The organism is Lederbergia wuyishanensis (assembly GCF_022900255.1).
In the GTDB taxonomy this organism is placed as follows: Bacteria; Bacillota; Bacilli; order Bacillales; family Bacillaceae_C; genus Lederbergia; species Lederbergia wuyishanensis.
In genome coordinates, this window is record NZ_JALIRM010000004.1 from 102,682 (window position 1) to 125,428 (window position 22,747).

The 22,747-nt window shown below is 37.4% G+C and carries 21 protein-coding genes; 18 read left to right on the forward strand and 3 right to left on the reverse strand.

Features of this window, described 5'->3' with window-relative positions; all coding sequences use genetic code 11:
* Positions 1-13 precede the first annotated feature (13 nt).
* A complete protein-coding gene (locus tag MT489_RS09085; RefSeq protein ID WP_244681227.1) occupies positions 14-1,006 on the reverse strand; it encodes a Gfo/Idh/MocA family protein in 993 nt (330 codons plus the stop codon).
* A gap of 396 nt (positions 1,007-1,402) precedes the next feature.
* Between MT489_RS09085 and MT489_RS09090 the strand changes: the two genes are divergently transcribed.
* Positions 1,403-1,927, forward strand: coding sequence for a DoxX family protein (locus MT489_RS09090; RefSeq protein ID WP_244681228.1), 525 nt, complete (start codon positions 1,403-1,405; stop codon positions 1,925-1,927).
* Between the two features lie 138 nt (positions 1,928-2,065).
* Entirely contained in the window at positions 2,066-4,183 is a 2,118-nt protein-coding gene (locus MT489_RS09095; protein ID WP_244681229.1) for a sensor domain-containing phosphodiesterase, read from the forward strand.
* A gap of 331 nt (positions 4,184-4,514) precedes the next feature.
* On the opposite strand, the gene MT489_RS09100 is transcribed toward MT489_RS09095, so the two are convergent.
* Positions 4,515-4,685, reverse strand: coding sequence for a hypothetical protein (locus tag MT489_RS09100; RefSeq protein ID WP_244681230.1), 171 nt, complete (start codon positions 4,683-4,685; stop codon positions 4,515-4,517).
* A gap of 299 nt (positions 4,686-4,984) precedes the next feature.
* On the opposite strand from MT489_RS09100, the gene MT489_RS09105 reads away from it, so the two are divergent.
* The 14 genes from MT489_RS09105 (at position 4,985) to cccB (ending at position 20,591) form a co-directional block, all read left to right on the forward strand.
* Positions 4,985-5,608 (forward strand): hypothetical protein, encoded by a 624-nt coding sequence (locus MT489_RS09105; protein WP_244681231.1) that lies wholly within the window; start codon positions 4,985-4,987, stop codon positions 5,606-5,608.
* Positions 5,609-5,675: 67 nt separating this feature from the next.
* Positions 5,676-6,041: a flagellar protein FlaG gene (gene flaG, locus MT489_RS09110; protein WP_244681232.1), complete on the forward strand. Its 366-nt coding sequence runs from the start codon at positions 5,676-5,678 to the stop codon at positions 6,039-6,041.
* 78 nt (positions 6,042-6,119) lie between these two features.
* A complete protein-coding gene (gene fliD, locus MT489_RS09115) occupies positions 6,120-8,207 on the forward strand; it encodes a flagellar filament capping protein FliD (protein WP_244681233.1) in 2,088 nt (695 codons plus the stop codon).
* Positions 8,208-8,266: 59 nt separating this feature from the next.
* Positions 8,267-8,671 carry a flagellar export chaperone FliS gene (gene fliS / locus MT489_RS09120; protein WP_244681234.1) on the forward strand — a complete coding sequence of 135 codons (405 nt, stop codon included), beginning with the start codon at positions 8,267-8,269 and terminating at the stop codon, positions 8,669-8,671.
* On the forward strand, positions 8,671-9,018 hold the full coding sequence (gene fliT / locus MT489_RS09125; RefSeq protein ID WP_244681235.1) for a flagellar protein FliT: 348 nt from the start codon (positions 8,671-8,673) through the stop codon (positions 9,016-9,018). Before fliS ends, fliT begins: the two co-directional genes overlap by 1 nt.
* A 111-nt stretch (positions 9,019-9,129) precedes the next feature.
* On the forward strand, positions 9,130-9,684 hold the full coding sequence (gene hpf, locus MT489_RS09130) for a ribosome hibernation-promoting factor, HPF/YfiA family (protein ID WP_244681236.1): 555 nt from the start codon (positions 9,130-9,132) through the stop codon (positions 9,682-9,684).
* 181 nt (positions 9,685-9,865) lie between these two features.
* Positions 9,866-11,476, forward strand: a complete 1,611-nt coding sequence (gene ggt / locus MT489_RS09135) for a gamma-glutamyltransferase (protein WP_244681237.1) — start codon at positions 9,866-9,868, stop codon at positions 11,474-11,476.
* A 123-nt stretch (positions 11,477-11,599) separates the two neighbouring features.
* Positions 11,600-13,213, forward strand: a complete 1,614-nt coding sequence (ggt, locus tag MT489_RS09140; protein WP_244681238.1) for a gamma-glutamyltransferase — start codon at positions 11,600-11,602, stop codon at positions 13,211-13,213.
* Between the two features lie 179 nt (positions 13,214-13,392).
* Complete coding sequence (locus MT489_RS09145) at positions 13,393-13,959, forward strand: chromate transporter (protein ID WP_244681239.1); 567 nt, start codon at positions 13,393-13,395, stop codon at positions 13,957-13,959.
* A complete protein-coding gene (locus MT489_RS09150) occupies positions 13,956-14,489 on the forward strand; it encodes a chromate transporter (RefSeq protein ID WP_244681240.1) in 534 nt (177 codons plus the stop codon). Before MT489_RS09145 ends, MT489_RS09150 begins: the two co-directional genes overlap by 4 nt.
* Positions 14,490-14,660: 171 nt before the next feature.
* A complete protein-coding gene (gene secA / locus MT489_RS09155) occupies positions 14,661-17,174 on the forward strand; it encodes a preprotein translocase subunit SecA (protein ID WP_244681241.1) in 2,514 nt (837 codons plus the stop codon).
* A 151-nt stretch (positions 17,175-17,325) separates the two neighbouring features.
* Positions 17,326-18,424, forward strand: a protein-coding gene (prfB, locus tag MT489_RS09160) for a peptide chain release factor 2 (RefSeq protein WP_370876416.1) whose coding sequence is annotated in 2 segments (ribosomal slippage) — positions 17,326-17,397 and positions 17,399-18,424 — 1,098 coding nt in all. Because the reading frame shifts where the segments join, the coding sequence is not laid out codon by codon here.
* 336 nt (positions 18,425-18,760) lie between these two features.
* Positions 18,761-19,630 (forward strand): nuclease-related domain-containing protein, encoded by an 870-nt coding sequence (locus MT489_RS09165; RefSeq protein WP_244681243.1) that lies wholly within the window; start codon positions 18,761-18,763, stop codon positions 19,628-19,630.
* A gap of 619 nt (positions 19,631-20,249) precedes the next feature.
* Positions 20,250-20,591 (forward strand): cytochrome c551, encoded by a 342-nt coding sequence (gene cccB / locus MT489_RS09170; protein WP_244681244.1) that lies wholly within the window; start codon positions 20,250-20,252, stop codon positions 20,589-20,591.
* 215 nt (positions 20,592-20,806) lie between these two features.
* Here the strand turns inward: cccB and MT489_RS09175 are convergent, their stop codons facing one another.
* Positions 20,807-21,067, reverse strand: coding sequence for a hypothetical protein (locus MT489_RS09175; protein WP_244681245.1), 261 nt, complete (start codon positions 21,065-21,067; stop codon positions 20,807-20,809).
* Between the two features lie 72 nt (positions 21,068-21,139).
* On the opposite strand from MT489_RS09175, the gene MT489_RS09180 reads away from it, so the two are divergent.
* Both MT489_RS09180 and MT489_RS09185 read left to right on the forward strand, forming a co-directional pair.
* Entirely contained in the window at positions 21,140-21,619 is a 480-nt protein-coding gene (locus tag MT489_RS09180; protein ID WP_244681246.1) for an Hsp20/alpha crystallin family protein, read from the forward strand.
* 197 nt (positions 21,620-21,816) lie between these two features.
* A complete protein-coding gene (locus tag MT489_RS09185; protein WP_244681247.1) occupies positions 21,817-22,599 on the forward strand; it encodes a hypothetical protein in 783 nt (260 codons plus the stop codon).
* Positions 22,600-22,747 lie beyond the last annotated feature (148 nt).

A 22,747-nucleotide genomic window follows, 5' to 3' on the forward strand; every position in this document is an offset into this window, starting at 1 on the left:
ACGTTCAACCCCTTTAATTTAAAATGATTCTTTCTCTTTTTTCTGCTGACTCTAAAGCTGCTTTTACTGCTCTCATATTTTTAAGGATATCCTCAAATGGGAATTTTACTGGTTTCCCATCAAGTACACTTTCTGCAAAACTATCAGCCTGCAATTTATAAGAATTGATATTATCGTCAGGAACGGTTTCTGTTTGTCCACCCTTAATGATTTCGTAAGATTGGTCACCGAGGAACGCAGCTTTTAAAACAATTCTTCCATCTGTTCCTAGGATTTCGAGTTCATTACGAAATTCTGCCCACATGGCACAATCAAATGTCAACGCAACTCCATTGGAAAACTCCATTAATCCAGATGCCATCATATCTACATTTCCATGTTCCGGCGAGAATAAAGCGTGTGTCGTAACAGCCTGCGGTTCCTCCTCTAAAATTAAACGCGCGGCGCTGATAGGGTAGCATCCAACATCGTAAATGGATCCGCCTCCCCATTCTTTCGTATAACGGATATTGGTGTAGTCACCGGCATTATTAAATGTAAAAACTCCATGAATTCCACGTATTTCACCGATTTCTCGATTTTTAATCCGTTGTTTAATATCTTCATATCTTTTTTGGTGGCGATACATGAAAGCTTCGGCAAGGACGACGCCAGCTTTTTCACATGCTTCTACCATTTCTTTCGCTTCATGCTCATCTAAAGCAATCGGCTTTTCACATAAAATATGTTTTCCTGCTTCTGCAGCTCTGATTGTCCATTCCTTATGTAAGTGATTCGGTAGTGGGATATAAACGGCATCGATTTCAGGATCGTTAAGTAATTCCTCGTAGCTTCCGTATGCCTTTCCTATCCCCAACTCATTCGCAAAAGCTTGAGCACTTTCTAAAGATCTACTTGCTACTGCTACAACTTCATTTCGTTCTGACTCTTGAATTCCAGGAATGACAGAACGTTTTCCTATACTTGCTGTACTCATAATACCCCAGCGAACTTTCTTGTCTGACATTTAACTCCATCGCCTCCTTTTAAGAAGTAGTATAGCATAAACAAGTCCTATCGCCATTCATTTTGACATCGTTTTCCATATTTTTTTTAAAGTCTGAAAAATGCTTGCTTCTCTATATCGCTTTCGACTGGTTGAAGTGTAATTTTAATGATTTGGCTTTTCTTTTACTCGTTTTTCTTATATAAATTAATCTGGGTATCCAATTATGTCAAAATATTGAAATATAGGAAATGTCTGTTGCAAAAAGGATGAAACCATAGTATATTATAAGTGAAAAGAGATAGTGAAATAATTCACAAACTAACATCATAACAGATCAAGCACTTATAAATTTTTTTAAACAATAATGTGAAATTTTTCACAAATGCTCTTTATCAAAAAAATGGAGTGAGTAAAATGAAAAAGGTATTAGATGAAAGAGTCATCGGTATCCTTTGGGCGGTATTAAGAATATGGCTCGGGGTACAATGGTTGCAGGCAGGTTGGCACAAAGCATTTGGAGGTTTTGATGCAACTGGATTCATACACGGAGCAATAGCAAAAGCAGGCGGAGAAGCACCAATCGTTCAAGCTTGGTACGCAACGTTTCTAGAAAATGTCGCTCTACCAAATGTAACTCTCTTTAACTTCTTAGTAGCATGGGGTGAAGTGCTAGTCGGTATTGGATTAATTATTGGAGCATTAACAGTCCCAGCACTTGTCGCAGCAGGAATCATGAATCTTAACTTCCTCTGGGCAGGAACTATAGCGACAAATCCAACATTATTACTAGCAGCATTCGTTCTACTCATAGCTTGGAAAGGCGCAACATATTATGGAGTTGACCGATTCTTAATCCCAGCTGTCAAAAAAGCAATGCAACAACGTAAAGATAATAGAATGAAGAAAACTCCGGACCTACACGTAGGACAAAATGCATAGTGGCTGAAAAAGGATCGCTTTCAATAGGAAGCGATTCTTTTTTATGAAAAAAAATACATTTATTGCTACAAATCTTCATTATTCTGCCGATACATAGAATACGAGTATTTTTAATTTATAACACAAGGACGTGTTAAAATGGTATGGCATCATGCTCCCTGTATACTGCTTTTTAATAGAGAAAATCAATCATTTTCGCTCGTTCACGATCGAAATAACATTTTTGAGCAGTATCAATCGACCATTACATCTAAGTTATTAAAAATGAAAAGTGGCAGTGTGAAAGAGACTGAACTATTCATTGGAGATCGGCTATTCGATGTATCATCTAGTTCTCTTTCCAATAACGAAATCCTCTATATTATTTTGCCTCATATCGAAAAAGGATTATTTGAAGCAGTTGAAATGGAAAAAACATTAAGGGATCAACAACAACGACTATTTGATTTAGCTAAAGCTAAAACGATTTCTAAAGCGGAAATCCAATCAATGCTTCGTGAATTATGTGAAACCATTTCATTATTAATTAATTGTGATCGAGTCGGCATTTGGATATTTAATGAGGACCAAACAATTTTAACTTGCCGCAACTTATATGATAGAAAATCTCATAGACATTTACTAGGCGTAGAGCTGGAATCAATGAAAATGCCGAGATATTTTAAAGAAATTGTAAAAAATAGATCACTGGCAGTTACAGATACTGAAACAGATTCACGTGTTGCAGATTTGAACAATGGATATTTCCAACAAATGGGTGGCGTTAAATCATTGCTGGATGTTCCATTGATTTTAAGTAAAGGTATCGGTGGAGTACTTTGCTGTGAATCATTTTCGACTAAATCTTGGTCTGAGTTAGATCAAACAATTGCGGGAATGCTTGCAGATATGGTTAGCTTTATCTTTGAGCGGATAAATTGGATTGAAGAAGAAGGTAAAATGCTTGAACTTGCATATATTGATCCGTTGACCGGTCTTTCTAATCATCATGCGTTTCTCGAACAAGTGGATACAATGATGAATGAATTGAAACCTGGTGAAAAGAGGTTAATGGTATATTTGCAACTTGACCAGTTTAACAGTATTCAAGATGTTCTTGGATATAGTAGCGGCGATGAAGTGATATTGACAACAGCAAGGCGCCTTCAAGAATCCATCCAATCAAAAGGACTAGTTTCACGTATTGGGTTCGGTCATTTTGCACTATTTTTACCGGCAAGTTCAGACGGTGAGGTTAAATGTGTGAGCATGGAGGAAATTGCCAAAAACCTGCATGCTCCAATGTTCATTCAAGGGCAGGACGTATATGTGACGCATAGCTATGGAGTTAGCATTTACCCTGATCACGGACAAGATGCTAATAAATGTATTCAAATGGCACAAGTTGCTCTCAACACTGCTAAGAAAAAATATGCAAGATCTGTTCAGGCAAGGTTCACAGAAGATATGATAAACATGATAGAAGATGATCTACTTGCCGAAATGAACTTGCGAAAAGGGCTCGATTTAAATGAATTTGAACTTTATTACCAGCCAAAAATAAATAGTTTTACAGGTGAAATTATTGGATTTGAAGCACTAATCCGCTGGAATCACCCTGAAAAAGGGCTCATACCACCACTTAATTTTATCGAGCTTGCTGAATCAACTGGCCTTATTATGGCTATTGATGAATGGGTAATTGAAAATGCCTTTAAGCAACTTGAAAAGTGGAAGGAATGCGGAGAAAACAATTACACATTATCCATCAATATTTCACCTAGACACTTCTTACATTCAAGATTGAATCAGTTTTTGAAAGAATGTCTCGATAAATATGAAGTTAATCCTTGTCAATTCGTCATCGAAATCACAGAGAATGTTGCAATGGAGGACTTTGAGAGAGTAAAAAATAGAATTGCCGAATTGCAAAATCTTGGTTTTTCAGTAAGCATTGATGATTTTGGAACAGGTTTTTCAGCATTTCATTACTTACAACATTTCCCAATACAGGAGATTAAAATAGATCGTCAATTTATACGCGATATTGCAAATAATGAAGTGAGTAAAGGGATTGCTAAAACGATTATAGACCTTGCGAAATTATTAAATTTAAATGTTGTCAGCGAGGGTGTTGAAACAATTGAGCAATGGCGAACTCTGAAAAAATTGGGTTGCCCGCAATTGCAAGGTTTTTATTTTTCGAAACCAATGCCTATCACAGAACTTGATTCTTGGCTAACGAGTCATGAACAAGGAAGAATCCCGCTTCATTAGAAATAAAATACAAAAAGCCCCTTTAATATAAGGGGCATTTTTGTTAGGGAAATCTACTTGTTTTTTGAACTCATGTTTTTAAATTGATTCATGAGTTTATTTCGGGACTTTTCATTCCTTAGTAAATAAGCAGCGCCAAGTGCAAGTGTTGTAAATATAGCTTTGTTTTTCATAATTGGCATTCTCCTTTTAAGTAGATTTCTCATATCTTCTTATTCCCTATTTCCCACGGAATAAACGAAGACTCGACATTTCCCGGGAAATGTCGAAGAGGCAAGCCTAATATTTCGTAAGACTAGCCTCAAACGAGTGGCAATGTTGTTTTTACATGTTAAATGAAAAAAGGGTTTCCGAATCCGAATCTAGGCAAGCCAAATCCAAATGATTTTCCCCATCCAAATGGGCGACCCAAAATTCTTTTATCATATTGCTCCATTGGAATATGTTGATGATAATATTCCATAGGTAAGTGTGCATAATCTATCTGATTGTAATGATTCACGTGGATCCTCCTATTTATATATTGGGTAAGCTTGACTCAATCATATATGGAGAATGGAAGTTTGGAGCAATATGGACAACTAAATGAGCACTTGTCTATAAAAAAGAAAGAGACTGGCGTTATCACCAGTCTCCCTGACCCTTTAGGGGGTCTCCACTCCATGTGCCACTTTAGGACCATCAACATTGTACTTCATAAGAACCACTCCTTTAATGGAAAAGTGATATATGGAGTTGTATTAATCATATTCCCGATTCTCTTTAGATAAAACATAATTTTTTAGAAAAGTAGGGATTAATTTGAAAAAAACATTTTTTCTTTCATTAATTATTGCCTTTGTATTAATAGGATTACTATCATCACACCATATTCCAATGCCATATGTATTTGCATTAACGTTTGTGCTCCTGTTTTTAATTATTCTGGCACCAAAGGTCTACTACATGTATTTTTCGAAGAATATTAAAAACATAGAGCGATTTATGAAAAATAATCTTAACCAACCATTGATTGCTTTTTATTATGGTATAGCCAATGAAGAGGATATGGTCGTTTCGGAATCACTTGAAAAAATTTTAAAAAGGTACAAAAAAACTCAACACCAAGCCATTTTTAAAACAATATATTCCTTATATAACAAAGATGTCTTAGAAATGAAAAAGTACATTAACGAGATAAAACCACTTCCATTTCAATATTATTATGAAGGCATTGTATTAATTGACGAGGGGAATTTTGAAAAAGCGGAGGAATACGTAGAGAAAATTGAAACTACATGGATGAAATATGCACTGAAGGCAGAATTGGAATTGAAGAGGGGGGAATTGGAAAAAGCTGTTATCTGTGCCGGGACAGCCCTTGACAATGCTAAAGGAATGCAAAAGTACATGATTTATAAACACAATAATAGAGTATTCACTTAAACAAATGGTAAAGATTGCCGATATAAAAACTAGATTATCTTGAAACTGGTACGAAGGGGAGAAAGCAATGGTAGGACAGGTTGGAGGAGGTTTATCGGTAAATCTTTCAATTAAAGAACCTGTATCAAACAGGGCTGAAGGAGTTAATGTGTCTCAAGAGCAGTCACAAGATGTAGAAAAAGTAAAAACTTCACCTAATTTAAATTCAATTGATCAATTAGAAAAAGTAGTAAGCAGCATGAATGACTTTTTGAAAGCTTCACCTAACACCCATTTGAAATTTCAATATCACGATAAGTTGAATGAATATTACGTAACCATTGTAGATGAAGCAACTCAAGAAGTAGTAAAAGAAATACCAGCCAAAAGAATGTTAGATATTTTTGCGGCCATGACTGAGTACTTGGGATTAATGGTTGATAAAAAAATTTAGCGAGTATAAGTAGCCGGTCTGACACCTCGGTTTTTTACTAAAAACTCCGGCGTTATGTTTTGAAATGGAGGTTTATATATGAGAATTGCAGGTCTTGCAAGTGGCATGGACATCGACAAAATGGTCAAAGATCTAATGCGCGCAGAACGCATGCCACTAGATAAACTAAAACAAAAAAAGCAAACACTCGAATGGCAACGCGACGACTACCGTACTTTGAACACAAAATTGTTGTCATTTAGGGACAAGTTAGCCAATTTGAAACTGACACCGAATTACCGTGCGCGAACCGTGACATCCTCGAATGATACGTTTGTTTCGGCTACTGTAACGAGTGGTGCTTCGCAGGCATCGTATTCGATTTCTGAGGTTAAGCAGTTGGCGAGTGCTGCTATAAAGGTAACGAAAAATAAAGTTTCGAGTGATACGAATAAAATAGATTCAACTAGGAGTCTTGTAAGTCAGCAAGGGGCTTTTGCTAATAATATTGTCTGGCAACAAGGTGTTGTAGAAACAAAAACGTTTAATATTAAAGAGGCTGGCCAAGAGGTAAAGCTTGATTTATTTGGTGGTAATATTAAACCAGGTGCGAATATTAAGGTTAATGGTAAAACTCTTGAAGTTGTATCCTCGGCAAACCCTAGTGCAGGACAAGTCTCTATCGGCAATGATGGTACATTAACGTTTGGCACACCTTTAACTAAAGATAGTGTTGTCAAGGTAGATTATGTTTTAGACAAAAAAACACAAAACATCGATGTAGCAGATGATGTACCATTAAATGTGATTAATCTTGGAAGACCAGTAAATAAAGAAGATTTAGAAGTAAATATAACGTTAGATGACGGTATCACTACATTTAACTTAGTTATTGGAGACCCGGTTCAAAACGCTGATGGTTTGTTTTACCTTAAAGATAAAACCACTGGTCAAAATCTCGGAAAAATAATTCCTTCTACGGGTGCAATTCATTTTAATGAAACGGAGAATGTTTTTAAAAATGATGAAGAAGGTACTCCGATCATTGGGGTTCCTCAAGGTTCAAACGTTAAAATATCGTATACGCAAAATTACGCATCATTCGATATTAAGACCCAAACTTCTAAAGGAGAAGTAAATGAAAAGATCTTTATAAATGAAAATGACACTCTAAATAGTGTCATTCGTAAAGTTAATGAGTCCACTGCAGGCGTTACAATGTTTTATGATTCATTTTCCGATAAAGTGACTTTAACAAGAAAAGAAACAGGGAAATTTGGTGGTGAGAGTGAGCAGGACATAATTGTTAGTGGACAATTTATTGAAAATGTTTTAGGGTTTTCAAACAGTGATTACACCGATGGACAAAACGCCATTTTTACCATTAACGGTCTGGATACACAAAGAAACTCCAACACCTTCGAAATGAGCGGCGTCACGTTTACACTTAAACAAACATTTCTTAAAGATACTGTCCAACCGATTTCTATTTCCATCGGCAACGACACTAACCAAGTATTTGAAAATATAAAAGCATTTGTCACGCAATATAATGAATTAATTGCTGATATTAATGGTAAGTTAAATGAGAATCGATACCGTAGTTATAAGCCTTTAACGGATGATGAGAAAGAAGAATTATCCGATAAGCAACAAGAAAAATGGGAAGAGATGGCTAGAAGTGGTCTTTTAAAAGGTGATTCAGTTCTTTCTAGTGTTTTATCCAGTATGAGATTGGATATGTCCAGCGTGATCGAAACGAATGGCCTATTTAAACAGCTTGCGAGTATCGGCATTAAAACCACCGCTAATTATTTGGAAGGTGGAAAGCTTGAAATCGATGAAGCTAAGCTAAAAGAGGCGCTTGAGAAAGATCCACAATCTGTTGAAAACTTATTCCGTGGAGATGGAAGCACATCTGATCGAGGAGTCGTGCATAAACTATATGACACGGTTGATGCAACGATGAAAAAGTTGCAGGAAAAAGCGGGACGTGCCACTTCTACAAATCAGCAGTTTACGATTGGTCGCGAGCTTGACAATGTGGATAAAGGAATCACTCGTTTTGAACAAAAATTGAAATTAACTGAGGATCGCTATTGGCGTCAATTTACTGCCATGGAAAAAGCAATTCAACGTGCTAATGAACAATCTAATTATTTATGGCAGCAATTTTCGGGCTCTTAATACTGGTTTATGAGATAATAGTAATAGGGAAAAGTCCTTAACATTAAGGAGTGAATGAAATGGCAAGCGCTAATCCATACCAAGCTTATCGTACAAATGCTGTTACGACTGCATCACCTGGTGAGCTTACACTGATGCTTTACAATGGTTGTTTGAAATTTATCAATTTGGCGAGAGTTGCTATTGAATCAAAGGACATTGAAGTGAAAAATACGAATATCCAAAAGGCTCAAAATATTATTTCGGAGTTAATGGTGACTTTAAATATGGATATGGAAATTTCTAAAAATATGATGTCCCTTTATGACTATGCAAATCGTCGGCTTATTGAAGTGAATATTCATAATGACTTGGAAAAACTGAAGGAAGTTGAAGAACTTATAACCGAATTCCGTGATACTTGGAAGCAGGCTATTCAAATGAATCGCCAGATGCAACATGCAGTTGGGGGCAACGGAGTTTAATGAACGCTGTCGAAAAATGCGTGGAAATAACAGAAAATATCATAACAATATCTAAGTCAAATCCCACGAATCGCGACGAAGTAATTGAGAAGATTGAGCAATTGTTAGATCAGCGTGCTGAATGGCTGTCCAAGATAAAAAAGCCGGTTTCTTTTGAAGAAAAACTAGCTGGGAATAAACTGCTCCTATTGGATAAGGAAATGACGAACTACTTAAAAAAAGTACAACTGGATATTCAAAAGGATATCAATGGGTTAGAACAAAGAAAGATATCTGCAGAACGATATGCTAATCCTTATTCGGCAACTGAACAACTGGATGGAATGTTTTACGATAAAAGAAAATAAAAAAAGTGTCAAATTTCACGTTTTCGACAAAATATTTATAGGAAACAGGAAGGATTTTTAAGTTTTGTATAGAAATATATATACATAGCATTATAAAAGGAGGAGTTATATATGCTGAAATTCCAAATTCGTGGTGAAAACATCGAGGTCACTGAAGCAATTCGTGATCATGTAGAAAAGAAAGTTGGAAAACTAGAGCGTTACTTTAATGAAACTCCTGAAGCAAATGTACATGTAAACTTAAAGGTGAATCCTGATAAAAGATCTAAAGTTGAAATTACAATCCCGATTCCACAATTGACGCTTCGTGCAGAAGAAGTAAATAACGATATGTACGCTGCGATTGACCTAATTGTTGATAAGCTTGAAAGACAAATTCGTAAACATAAAACAAAAGTAAATCGTAAATTCCGTGAAAAAGGAAATGGTATTGAATTTTTCAATACAAATGTTAACGGAGCTGCAGCTTTTGAAGAGGATGATGATGAAATGACCATCGTCCGCACAAAGCGCTTTGATTTAAAACCAATGGATAGCGAAGAAGCAGTTCTTCAAATGAACATGCTGGGACATAGCTTCTTCATCTACACAGATGCAGAAACAGATGGAACAAACATTGTATATCGTAGAAAAGACGGTAAATATGGATTAATTGAAACAAACTAAATTTAATTTGAAAAAGCACGCAGTTATATTGACTGCGTGTTTTTATGTATGAAAAATTTTAGTAGAAATATATAATTCAATAAATTAGAATTATTGTAAGTGCTTTCGTAACTTTTGCACCAACGCTTTTATGAAAAAGGGGTATAAAAAAGAAAAAATTTAAAACTAGGGAGAATTGTATATGAAGACAGATCATCAATATTATCCTTACTCTTCGCAAAGAATGACGGTTCATGGACAGAAAGGGATGGTAGCAACAACTCAACCACTGGCAGCTCAAGCTGGTCTTAGAGTTATGCAGCAAGGGGGAAATGCGATCGATGCGGCAATCGCGACGGCTGCCTGCTTAACGGTTGTTGAGCCGAACTCTACAAGTATTGGCGGCGATTCCTTTGTACTTGTGTGGACAAAGGATGAACTGCATGGTCTAAATGCAAGTGGGCCAGCGCCAAAAAACATTTCGATTGAAAAGGTAAAAGCAATGGGGCATGAATATATGCCTGGGATTGGAGTATTACCTATTACCGTTCCAGGGACACCAGCTTCATGGGTTGCGTTGTCCAAACGCTTTGGGAAGCTTCCTTTAACTGAAGTGTTAAAGCCTGCTATAGAATACGCTCGCGAAGGTTTTCCGGTATCATCAGAAATCGGGAAGTTTTGGGATATCCGTTTTCATGAATATACCGAACAGTTTAAAGGCGAAGAATACCAAGAATGGTTCAATGTGTATGCTCCTAATGGTAGGGCACCTGAAATAGGCGAGATTTGGAAGTCTCCAGACCATGCCCGCACTTTGCAAGCTATCGCTGAAACAGATGGAGAAGCCTTTTATCGCGGTGAACTTGCTGAAAAAATCGCCGAATGTGTGGCGAAATACAATGGTTTTTTAACTAAGGAAGATCTTGCAGCTTATGAACCTGAATGGGTACAGCCGATAAGTGTGAATTATAAGGGTTATGATATTTGGGAGATCCCTCCAAATGGACAAGGGATTGTTGCATTAATGGCACTACAGATGCTAAAGGACTTTGATTACGATTCAAAGGATTCTGTTGAAACGTATCATAAGCAAATTGAGGCAGTAAAATTGGCGTATGTGGATGGCCTAAAATATATTACTGATCGGAAAAAAATGAAGGTAACTGAGGAAGAATTACTTTCTGAACAATACGCGGCTGTCAGGCGTGCTCTAATAAATGATAAAGCAATCCTTCCTGAAGCGGGAGAACCAGTCCCTGGTGGTACGGTTTACCTAGCTACTGCTGACCAAGAAGGCAATATGGTTTCCTTTATTCAAAGTCACGCAGGAGACTTCGGTTCGGGCGTTGTTGTTCCAGGGACAGGAATCTGCTTACAAAATAGAGGTAGTGGTTTTTCTTTAGATCCAAATCATCACAATGCACTAGAAGGCGGGAAGAAAACACTTCATACAATAATCCCGGGATTTATTACGAAGGAAAATGAACCCGTTGGACCATTTGGGGTGATGTGTGGAATGATTCAACCACAAGCCCATGTACAAGTTGTCATGAACTTAGTAGATTTTATCTTAAATCCCCAAGCAGCACTGGATGCACCTAGATGGCGATGGATAAAAGAAAAAATCATCGAAGTAGAACCGCAATTTCCTGATCACATTGCCAAAGCCTTAGTTCGAAAAGGGCATATTGTCCAGCGTGCAGTCGATTCTGGAATGTTCGGGAGAGGACAAATTATATGCAGGGACCCAGAAACTGGGATATTGTCTGGTGGAACGGAACCTAGGGCTGACGGCAGCATAGCAGTTTGGTAAAATGAATATTTTCATAAATAAGGATAAAGGTAAATGCTTTTATCCTTATTGCCTTTTCTAATGCTTACTTCCATAGTAAAATTAACTTTATGTCAATTATTTAGAAAGAAGGCTGTCAAAAGCATGAAATTAGATCATTTATATCAACCATATACATCACAACGAACTACCGTATTTGCAAAAAACGGTATGGTTGCGACATCACAGCCATTAGCAGCTCAAGCTGGTTTGGATATTTTGAAAAAAGGTGGAAACGCAATTGATGCTGCGATTGCAACTGCAGCTGCACTTACGGTCGTTGAGCCTACTTCAAATGGAATCGGCGGAGATGCTTTTGCACTCGTGTGGACAAAAGGGAAGCTTCACGGATTAAATGCTAGCGGTCCTTCTCCAAAATCGATTAGCATTGAAAAACTAAAAGAATTAGGGATTCAAAAAATGCCTGTCCATGGAGTTATCCCTATTACAGTACCTGGAGTTCCATCGGCTTGGGCTGAGCTTTCTAAAAAGTTTGGAAATTTATCATTGAAGGAAACATTACAACCAGCTATACAATATGCTGAAGAAGGCTTTCCATTAACGCCAGTTTTGGGAAAGTACTGGAAGCTAGCGTACAATCGATTTTTGGAATTGTTTTCGACTAAAGAGGAATTTAAACCATGGTTTGAAACGTTTGCACCAAATGGGCGAGCCCCAGAAATCGGTGAACTATGGCGTTCACCAGGCCATGCGGCAACTTTACGATCGATCGCAGAAACGAATGCTGAGAGTTTTTACAAAGGTGAACTTGCAGAGAAGATAACATCTTTCGTAGAAAAGCATGGAGGGTTTCTTTCTAAGGATGATTTAGCTTCTTTTCAAGCAGAATGGGTTGAACCTGTTTCAGTGAATTATCGAGGTTATGATGTATGGGAAATCCCTCCTAATGGACAAGGGATTATCACTCTCATGGCTCTTAATATTGCAAAAGGCTTTACTTTTACAGAAAAAGAAAGTGTTGAAACGTATCATAAGCAAATAGAAGCAATGAAGCTAGCGTTTATGGATGGAAAGACGTTTATAACAGAGCCAGTACATATGCCTATTAGTGTTGAACACCTTCTATCTGAAGAGTATGCGGATAGACGCAGGCAAGAAATTGGTGATGAAGCTTTAGAGCCTACTGCAATTGATCTGCCAAAAGGTGGAACGGTATACTTGGCAACGGCTGACAGTGATGGCAATATGGTTTCTTTCATTCAAAGTAACTATATGGGATTTGGGTCAGGTATTGTAGTTCCAGATACAGGAATTGCGTTACAAAATCGCGGACATGATTTTTCATTAGATGAAAGTCAACCGAATGCTTTGCAACCTGGGAAAAGATGCTACAACACCATTATTCCTGGATTTTTAACGAAAGACGGCGAGGCTGTTGGACCATTTGGAGTGATGGGAGGCTACATGCAGCCACAAGGCCATTTCCAAGTAGTTTCAAATACAATTGATTTTCATTTAAATCCGCAAGCAGCTCTCGATGCACCTCGCTGGCAATGGACAGAAGGAAAAAAAGTGTTGCTCGAACCGAATTTCCCACTACATATTGCACAGGCACTTGCCAGAAAAGGTCATCAAGTCCAATTAGCTGTAGATGGAGGAAGCTTTGGACGTGGTCAAGCCATTTGGCGCAACAGCGAAACAGGAGTATTAATGGGCGGAACGGAATCAAGGACTGATGGTTCGATTGCAGCTTGGTAGAATCTAAACGGAAATTGGAACTTTTATCAGAAAATAGGTTATTCTTATAGAGGAATTGAACTTTTTAAACAGGGAATAGAATCAACAATAGGGTAGGCTTGTCCGTAATAGAATCCTATTATTCTTTTTTCCAATATTCCTATTCAACGAAGTGCTTCAAGTAAAGGCGGTTTTACTTAATGAAACAAAAAGATATTTTTATAGCTTTTTTTCGGTCGGGTATGCTTGGATTTGGGGGAGGGCCGTCAGCCATTCCTCTCGTTCATAGAGAAGTAGTTCTCACGTTTAAATGGATGAATGATGAAGAGTTTTCAGATGTTTTGGCTTTGGCAAATGCCCTGCCAGGACCGATTAATACGAAGATGGCAGGATACATCGGCTGGAGAGTCGGTGGCTTCTGGGGAATGATGAATGCCTTATTTGCAACCGCGATACCGACTGTAGTTCTGATGATTTTATTTTTAACGCTTCTAGCAGCGCATAAAGATAAACCTTGGGTGGCAGGTATGTCTAAGGCTGTATTGCCAGTAGCTGGTGTGATGCTCGGAGTTTTAGCGTGGGATTTCGTCGTAAAATCAAAGAAATCCCTTGGATGGCTTTGGGCAATTTTGCTCGTTTTGGTTAGTGTCCTTGCTTTAGAATTTCTGAATATACATCCAGGAATATTGATTGCTGTTCTTCTAATTACGGCTTTTGTTTTAGGAAGTAAAAAGAAGGAAAAGCAAGTTAAAGGAGGCCAATCATGATTTATTGGCAAATTTTCCTTGCATTCTTTATTCCTGGTATTCTTGGCTATGGGGGCGGTCCGTCTTCCATTCCTTTAATTGAAAATGAAGTGGTAGATAGGTATGGCTGGCTAACGGTTCACGAATTTAGTGAAATGCTTGCTCTTGGAAATGCCTTGCCTGGCCCGATTGCAACCAAAATGGCTGGATATATAGGGTTCCAACAAGCTGGAGTGTTGGGAGCTGCGGTAGCTCTTTTTGCAACAGTTGCTCCTTCTATGATTATGATGATTACGTTGCTTAGCATTTTACTAAAATATAAGCATTCTCCCCAAGTGAAAAAAATGACACAGCTTGTAAGACCTGCAATTGCCGTTTTGCTTGGGATTATGACAGTAAGTTTTTTCGTTAATTCAATTTCGGTCGAAGGTGCGGGCTATATCCATACCATAATAATTGGGATAGCGAGTCTTTTCCTACTAGAAAAGTGGAAAATTCATCCTGCCTACGTTATTGCTGGGGCGCTTGTCTACGGAGCGATTTTCCTATAAATAGTTGTATCATGCCAATATATTCACTAGTAGGTCGCTTGTTGTCATGAAAAGCCGATAGTGATAAGATTATAAGGCAGAAGTAGTTATTTTGGGCTAAATCTGTATAACGTATCCTCAATTTTACTGTTTATTTCGCCCGAATTTTATATGTAAGGGAGCGTTCTATATATGGTGGCTTTTTTAAATAAATTATTTGATCCAAATACGCGTGAAATTAAACGCTTGGAAAAGATTGCTGAAAACATTCAAGCATTAGAGTCAGAGATAGAAAGAAAAACGGACGACGAATTGCGAGCAAAAACTGAAGAATTTAAAGAAAGATATCAAAAAGGCGAGTCTCTTGATAGTCTTTTAGTTGAAGCATTTGCGGTTGTTCGTGAAGGTGCCAGACGAGTTCTAGGTCTCTATCCTTATCCCGTCCAACTTATGGGGGGAGCCGCACTTCACGAAGGAAATATCTCTGAGATGAAAACTGGTGAAGGTAAAACACTCACGGCCACGATGCCTGTTTATTTAAACGCGCTTACTGGTAAAGGCGTTCACGTCGTTACAGTCAACGAATACTTAGCTAATCGTGACGCGACAGAAATGGGAGAGTTATATCAGTTTTTAGGTTTGACTGTTGGACTCAATTTAAATAGCATGTCAAAGGAAGAAAAACAAGAAGCATACGCAGCAGATATTACGTATGGTACTAATAATGAGTTTGGTTTTGACTATCTACGTGATAATATGGTGCTTTATACAGAGCAAAAAGTACAAAGGCCTTTGCACTACGCGGTCATTGACGAAGTCGACTCCATTTTAATTGATGAAGCGAGAACTCCATTAATTATTTCGGGGACAGCTCAAAAATCAACACAATTGTATATCCAAGCCAATTCCTTCGTCAACATGTTGAAAAAAGACGAGGATTTTACGTATGATGAAAAAACAAAAGGGGTTCAACTAACGGAAGAGGGAATTAATAAAGCTGAACGCGCCTTTAAAATCGATAACCTATTCGATATTTCTCATGTGACATTGAATCACCATCTTAACCAAGCTTTAAAAGCACATGCAAGTATGCATTTAGATGTAGATTATGTAGTGCAAGATGGCGAAATCGTTATCGTTGACCAGTTTACTGGACGTCTTATGAAAGGCCGCCGTTTCAGTGATGGTCTTCATCAAGCAATTGAAGCTAAAGAAGGCGTTGAGATTCAGAACGAATCCATGACGATGGCGACAATCACATTCCAAAACTATTTCCGTATGTACGAAAAGCTTGCCGGTATGACGGGAACTGCTAAAACTGAAGAAGAAGAATTCCGCAACATTTATAATATGCGAGTTATTGCGATTCCAACGAACCAACCTATTGCAAGGGATGATCGTCCAGATTTAATTTATTCATCAATGGATGGTAAATTCCGTGCAGTAGTTGAAGATATAGCTGAGCGCAACAGCAAAGGTCAACCTGTTTTAGTAGGTACTGTAGCAATTGAAACGTCAGAGCTTATTTCTTCACTTTTACAAAAAAAGGGTATAAAGCATAATGTATTAAATGCTAAAAACCATGGTCGTGAAGCTGAAATAATTGTGGAAGCTGGGCAACCGGGTGCTGTAACGATTGCTACGAATATGGCAGGTCGTGGTACCGATATTAAGCTTGGTGAAGGTGTAAAAGAACTAGGCGGTTTAGCGGTTATCGGGACTGAACGTCATGAATCTCGACGGATTGATAATCAGTTGAGGGGACGTTCTGGTCGTCAAGGTGATCCAGGTATTACGCAATTTTATTTGTCTATGGAAGACGAATTAATGAGACGCTTTGGATCAGATAATATGAAAAACATGATGCAAAGACTTGGAATGGACGACTCCCAACCGATTCAAAGCAGAATGGTTTCAAAAGCAGTAGAATCCGCGCAAAAACGTGTAGAGGGTAATAACTTTGACGCACGTAAGCAGCTTCTACAATACGATGATGTTTTACGTCAACAGCGTGAAATCATTTATCAACAACGTAATGATGTAATGGAATCAGAAAATTTACGTGACATAATTGAGAAAATGATTGTTTCTGTTATTGAAAGAGTGGTCTCTATTCATACTCCTTCAAATGAGGAAGAAGAGCAATGGAACTTACAAGGAATAATCGATTATGTGAATGCGAATTTACTTCCTGAAGGCGATCTAACTGCCGATGATTTAAAGCGTAAAGATCCGGAAGAAATGGTTAATTTAATTTTTGAGAAAGTAAAAATTCGCTATGATCAAAAAGAAGAATATTTAACTCCAGAGCAAATGCGTGAGTTCGAAAAAGTTATTTTACTTCGTTCCGTTGATTCAAAATGGATTGACCATATTGACGCAATGGAGCAACTAAGACAAGGTATTCATTTACGCGCTTACGGTCAAATTGACCCACTAAGAGAATACCAAGCTGAAGGTTTTGCTATGTTTGAAAGTATGGTTACTGCCATTGAAGAAGATACTGCAAAATATGTTATGAAAGCAGAAATTCGCAATAACTTACAGCGTGAGGAAGTTGCAAAAGGGCAAGCTGTTAATCCGAAAGAAGAAGGCGGAGAGGTAAAAAGAAAACCAATCCGTAAAGAAGAAAGTATTGGCCGTAATTCACCGTGCCCATGTGGAAGCGGGAAAAAATATAAGAATTGTCATGGAAGATTAGCATAGGTCACTCCTAATCTAAAATAAATAAATGTATGCCCGTTGACTAAGACGATGTTTTGACGGGCATACATTTTGTAGATTTGATTTATAAATGAGCAAAGTATATGTGCTCATGACTTGAACAGCAAGAAATCCCATATTTGAGGTGTTGGAAATGGAATTATTTGAAGTAAGATCGGAACTTGAAAAAACGGCTTCACGCTTGGCCGACTTTAGGGGGTCTCTTTGACTTAGACGAAAAAGAGACACGAATTGCCGAACTTGATGAAAGAATGCTGGAGCCCGGATTCTGGGATGATCAGCAAGCTGCACAAACGGTGATAAACGAGGCAAATAGCCTAAAAGATCTTGTGGGTGAATATAAGGAATTGCTCGAAACGCAAGAAAATCTGGAACTTACTCATGAACTAGTGAAAGAAGAAAATGATGCAGAGTTAGAGAAAGAGCTCGAATCCGAGTTGAGAGAACTTGTCGGTCGTTTAAACGATTTTGAGTTGCAACTTCTATTAAGTGAGCCTTATGATAAAAATAATGCCATTCTAGAGCTTCATCCAGGGGCAGGTGGTACGGAATCTCAAGATTGGGGCTCTATCCTTCTTCGTATGTATACACGCTGGGCAGAGAAAAAAGGCTTTAAAGTAGAAACGCTCGATTATTTACCTGGTGACGAAGCTGGGATTAAAAGCGTAACGTTATTAATTAAGGGCCACAATGCTTACGGTTATTTAAAAGCTGAAAAAGGTGTTCATCGTCTCGTTCGTATTTCACCTTTCGATTCATCGGGCCGCAGACATACGTCTTTTGTTTCATGTGAAGTAATGCCTGAATTTACAGATGACATTGAGATTGATATTCGTACAGAAGATCTAAAAATTGATACGTACCGTTCAAGTGGAGCAGGTGGTCAGCACGTCAATACAACAGATTCCGCTGTTCGAATTACTCATATTCCAACGGGTACTGTCGTGACATGTCAAAATGAAAGATCGCAAATTAAAAACCGTGAAAAAGCAATGAATATGTTAAAGGCCAAATTATATCAGCTTGAATTGGAACAAAAAGAAAAACAACTTGCTGAAATCCGTGGAGCTCAAAAAGAAATTGGTTGGGGAAGCCAAATTCGTTCTTATGTGTTCCACCCATATTCTATGGTAAAAGACCATCGAACAAATACTGAGGTTGGAAACGTTCAAGCAGTAACAGACGGAGATATTGATATTTTTATTAATGCGTATTTACGTTCAAGAATATAATGAGTGAAAGCAGCCGTACTTTGTTCGGTTGCTTTTTTTATTGGGGCTCATCCGAACCCTTTACGTTGGTAAGTCCCCTAGATTAAGCTGTCCCGTAGGGTTTTGTTGTCTAAGAAATTCTTGATAAGAACCTTGTTGATAACTTTTAAAAAGGTAGTTCTCGTCTGGTCACGCAAACTTTCGGTTTCTGTTTGCGTAAGTCAACATCGGTTCACCGTGTTTCCTTGATTTCGAAAGAACCCTAAAAAGTTAGTACCTCGCTGAACAGGTGCTTGCTCTTTTGTTCTTGAGCTGCAATTGCTACAATAAGGATAATTACGTGAGAGGATGTGAAAAATGAATATCAAATCGAGAGTTGAAAGTGATGAGTTAAAAGCTTTTAGGATATTAAAGAGTAGGAAAACTTTATCCACTGAGGAAGCAGATCAATTAGCCAGGCTTGAAAAAGGTTACGAAGGTGAGTTACTGTTTGATGAAAGAGTGAATCGATTATCGAAAGAATGGCTGGTTCTCGATGATTTACAGTTAGAAAGCAATAATACAAACTTCCAAATTGATTCAATAATTATTGCTCAAAAGCTCATATTGCTATTCGAGATTAAAAATCATGAAGGTGATTATTACATAGAAGATGGCAAATGGTATTACATCAATGGAACACCTATTCAGAATCCAGTAAATCAGTTAGAAAGATCCGAGTCTTTATTCAGGAGATTGCTTCAAGAGCTAGGAAACAACATCCCCATAGAGTCTTACATCATCTACGTTAATCCCGACTTCCACATATATAACACCATCCGAAATCTACCTATTATTTTTCCAAACCAATTAAATCGATTTTTCACTAAGCTTGATCAACTCTCATCCAAAGTTAATGGATATCATATGAGGCTGGCTAAGAAAATTGCTTCTCTGCATAAAATTAAATCTTCATATTCAAACTTACCCAAATATAGTTATGACAAACTGCGTAAAGGAGTAATCTGCGCTAATTGTTCTTCGTTTAATTTGGAGAGCAAAAGAAGAGTTTTAACATGTAAAAATTGTGGGACTATAGAAATTTTTCCTAATCAAAAAATAACAACAAGTATTATTTTTGATTGGTGTAATGGGATACGATCAGAAGACACAATTCGTAGGGTATTATTAAAACATTATGCTATTAAAGGGAATGGGAAAGCGTCTTACTATGAAAGAACAACCTAAAGGATTCGCCGAGTGACTCTTTCTCCGTAATGAAATTACACACACATTAAATCTTTGCCGACCACCGCCTCTTATCACGGCATAACTGAGTGAAATATTTCAATAGTGCTAGGCATTGTCCTAAATCACGGCATAACTCAAGGAAATGTAACCCATAGTGCCGCGCATTGTTCTAAATCACGGCATAACTCAGAGAAATATTTCAATAGTGCCGCGCATTGTCCTAAATCCCGGCAAAACTCAAGGAAATGTACTCAATAGTGCCGCGTATTGTCCTAAATCATGGCATAACTCAAGGAAATGTACTCAATAGTGCCGCGCATTGCCCTAAATCTTGGCAAAACTCAAGGATTTGTCACAATGTTATATCGGACACAGCTTATTCGTATTATCTTGTTGGTGGCAAACTATATCATATATAGAATTACTTGTTAATAATTATTATGTAATTCACACTACTTTTCACATATTAGCAACAAATGAGGAAAAGCTATACTACATAAGGGTTTGCTGTAAACTTTTCCAATTGTGGGTAGGTTTGTATGGAGGCTGTTTAGTTTTAAATAATTGTATTGTTGGTATACTAAAATTACGCCAGACATGGAAAGGAGTATGTACATTGAAGAAAAAAATAATTGGATTGTTTATGGGAATTACATTGGCTCTTGGGCTAGCAGCTTGTGGTGGCGGAAATAACGCGAATAACAACAATAATAATAATAATGCAGGTGGAACAACTGCAACAAACGACGCGGAAGCAATTGTAAAGAAAAATTGTATTTCATGTCATGGAGAGAATCTCGAAGGCAGAAATGGACCGGAATTGGCTCATATTGGTTCTGAGCTCTCAAAAGATGAAATTTTAACAGTGATTAAAGAAGGTAGACCGGGTATGCCAGGCAACCTTATTAGTGGCGATGACGCTGATAAAGTGGCAACTTGGTTATCAGAGAAAAAATAAGATGAAAAAGGATGCCGCATATGCATCCTTTTTTGGTGAATTTTTTATTTCAAATAGTCTACCTGGTATTTCTATGATCAAAGAATCATATAAAATCAAACTTCTTAACTTAACCGAATTCGTATCCATTTTAAAGGCACATTTTCAAACCCCACCCAATCCATCAAGGTTTTGCTCTCTATATCAACCGTGATAAATTTATAAAAAAATTAAAACTACAAAATATTTCCACCTCCTATTGGTGGAAAAGGAATTTTCTGAAAAGATGCAGGACTATCAATTAGGTCTCGATCATCAACGGCGCTTTTAGTTCCTATAAACCCACAGTCATCTCCTAAATTTTGCCCAAATCCTTGAGTCTTTTTGTCATAGTTATTCCAATCGGCCAATAGGTTCTGTCCGATATTTACTGCAGATGCATTTTCAAAGGAATTAATTTTAATTACATAAATATTAATGTTAATAGCACTAGACAACGGAGTCCACCCCCTATAACGAACTATATTCAAAATACTTGATATTATGAACCTAAAAAGGAGGGATAACCCATGGATTTCGATAAATTAAAGCAATGGATGGAACTAGCTCAAAAATACCAGTCGGGTGACTTTTGGAGTAATATGATGAATCAATCCTCCTTTGCTCAATTTATGAATGATACGATGGATACGAATGGGGGCCCTTCTACAGCGGAAAATCATCAACCACAAAGCTCAACAACATTTCCGAAAATTGATATATATATGACGGACACGGAAGTTACCATAGTTGCAGAACTAGCAGGTTATGAAAAAGAAAATCTTCATATTTCTGTTTCGGGAAACAGGCTTTTATTAAAAGGAACATCAACCCCCCTGATTTTTGGGCACGCGGTCCTACAAGAAAGAAAAGAGGGGCAGTTTCAAAGAATTATTGAATTGCCCGAACCTACATATTCCAATCAAATTAGGGCCAAGCTTCATAACGGGCTCCTAACATTGACATACAACCGAAAATATTTTCAAGAAGAAAGGGTGGCCATCGACTAACTTTTGTATCCTGCCAATCTAGACCTTTCCTCCGTCACCGCTAAATTCTCCAAAACCGTCTATCAGATAGTTCTCCCATTTTTTTTAGAACAATATCTGCCGCCGTTGTAAATGCAAACAAACAGTATCGTAATGCTTACAGAATGTATATAGTTCCTCAATTCTTTAGTAAAAAATATAAATTGTGAGGATTACAAATGCCAATAAAAGGATTATTTAACCAAAAACAAAATCATGAAATGATATTAGAAAAAATAGCCGAACTAGAGAAAAAACAGAAGAGATTCAACGCACTAGAAGTGCATGTAAAAAGAATCTTGGCGTTTGAGGAAGAAATTACTCCTCTGTTAAATTTAAAAGATAAACCTCCTCAAAAAGTTCCAGAGAAAAAAACAGTTCGGAAGGAAAAGCCCAAAAGCAATCATCGTGAAGATGCTCTACATTTGGAAAGATCAGTTATAAAAAAAATATCCCCTTTTATTCAAGCAGTCGAACAAATGGACAAACAGATCCGAGAACTAGAAATAAATGTTCTGCAGATTCAACAATCACACATAGAACTCACTAACCGAATCGACGCAATTGAAGTTCAGCTTTCTCGATTGCAGGAGGAGGAAACGAAAACAAATGAAGAGAAGACTCAACAGCAACCAATGGTTATTAAAGAAATTAATATTGATAAATTTTACTTAGATAGGTATGAACAAAATAATAACTTTGCGCAATTAGGTATAAAAGATTTAAGTGGTGCTTTAAACATAGGTGCCACATACGGCAGGGAAGTGATGCCAAAAGAACTATCGGAACAAATAAAAGAGGATATGAAAGAATTTAAAGGGATGAAAAAGGAATTTGGTTTTGGAGAGGATGAGTCTTCAAGTCCAAATAAGGGAGAAGAATCATCTAGTACGGACCAATTTATACATGACAATGAAACTTTCACAGAAATTCCGATAGAAGTAGTAGATGAAGACGATTAGAGCAAAGCATGAAAACAGTATTCATGTTTTGCTTTTTATTTTGGCTTTGTTAGCTAAAATCAACAAAAATATCTTTATTTTATACTCAGGATTTTATTCCTAATACTAAAAAACTATAAAAATGGTAATGTTAAGGAGGAAATCGACA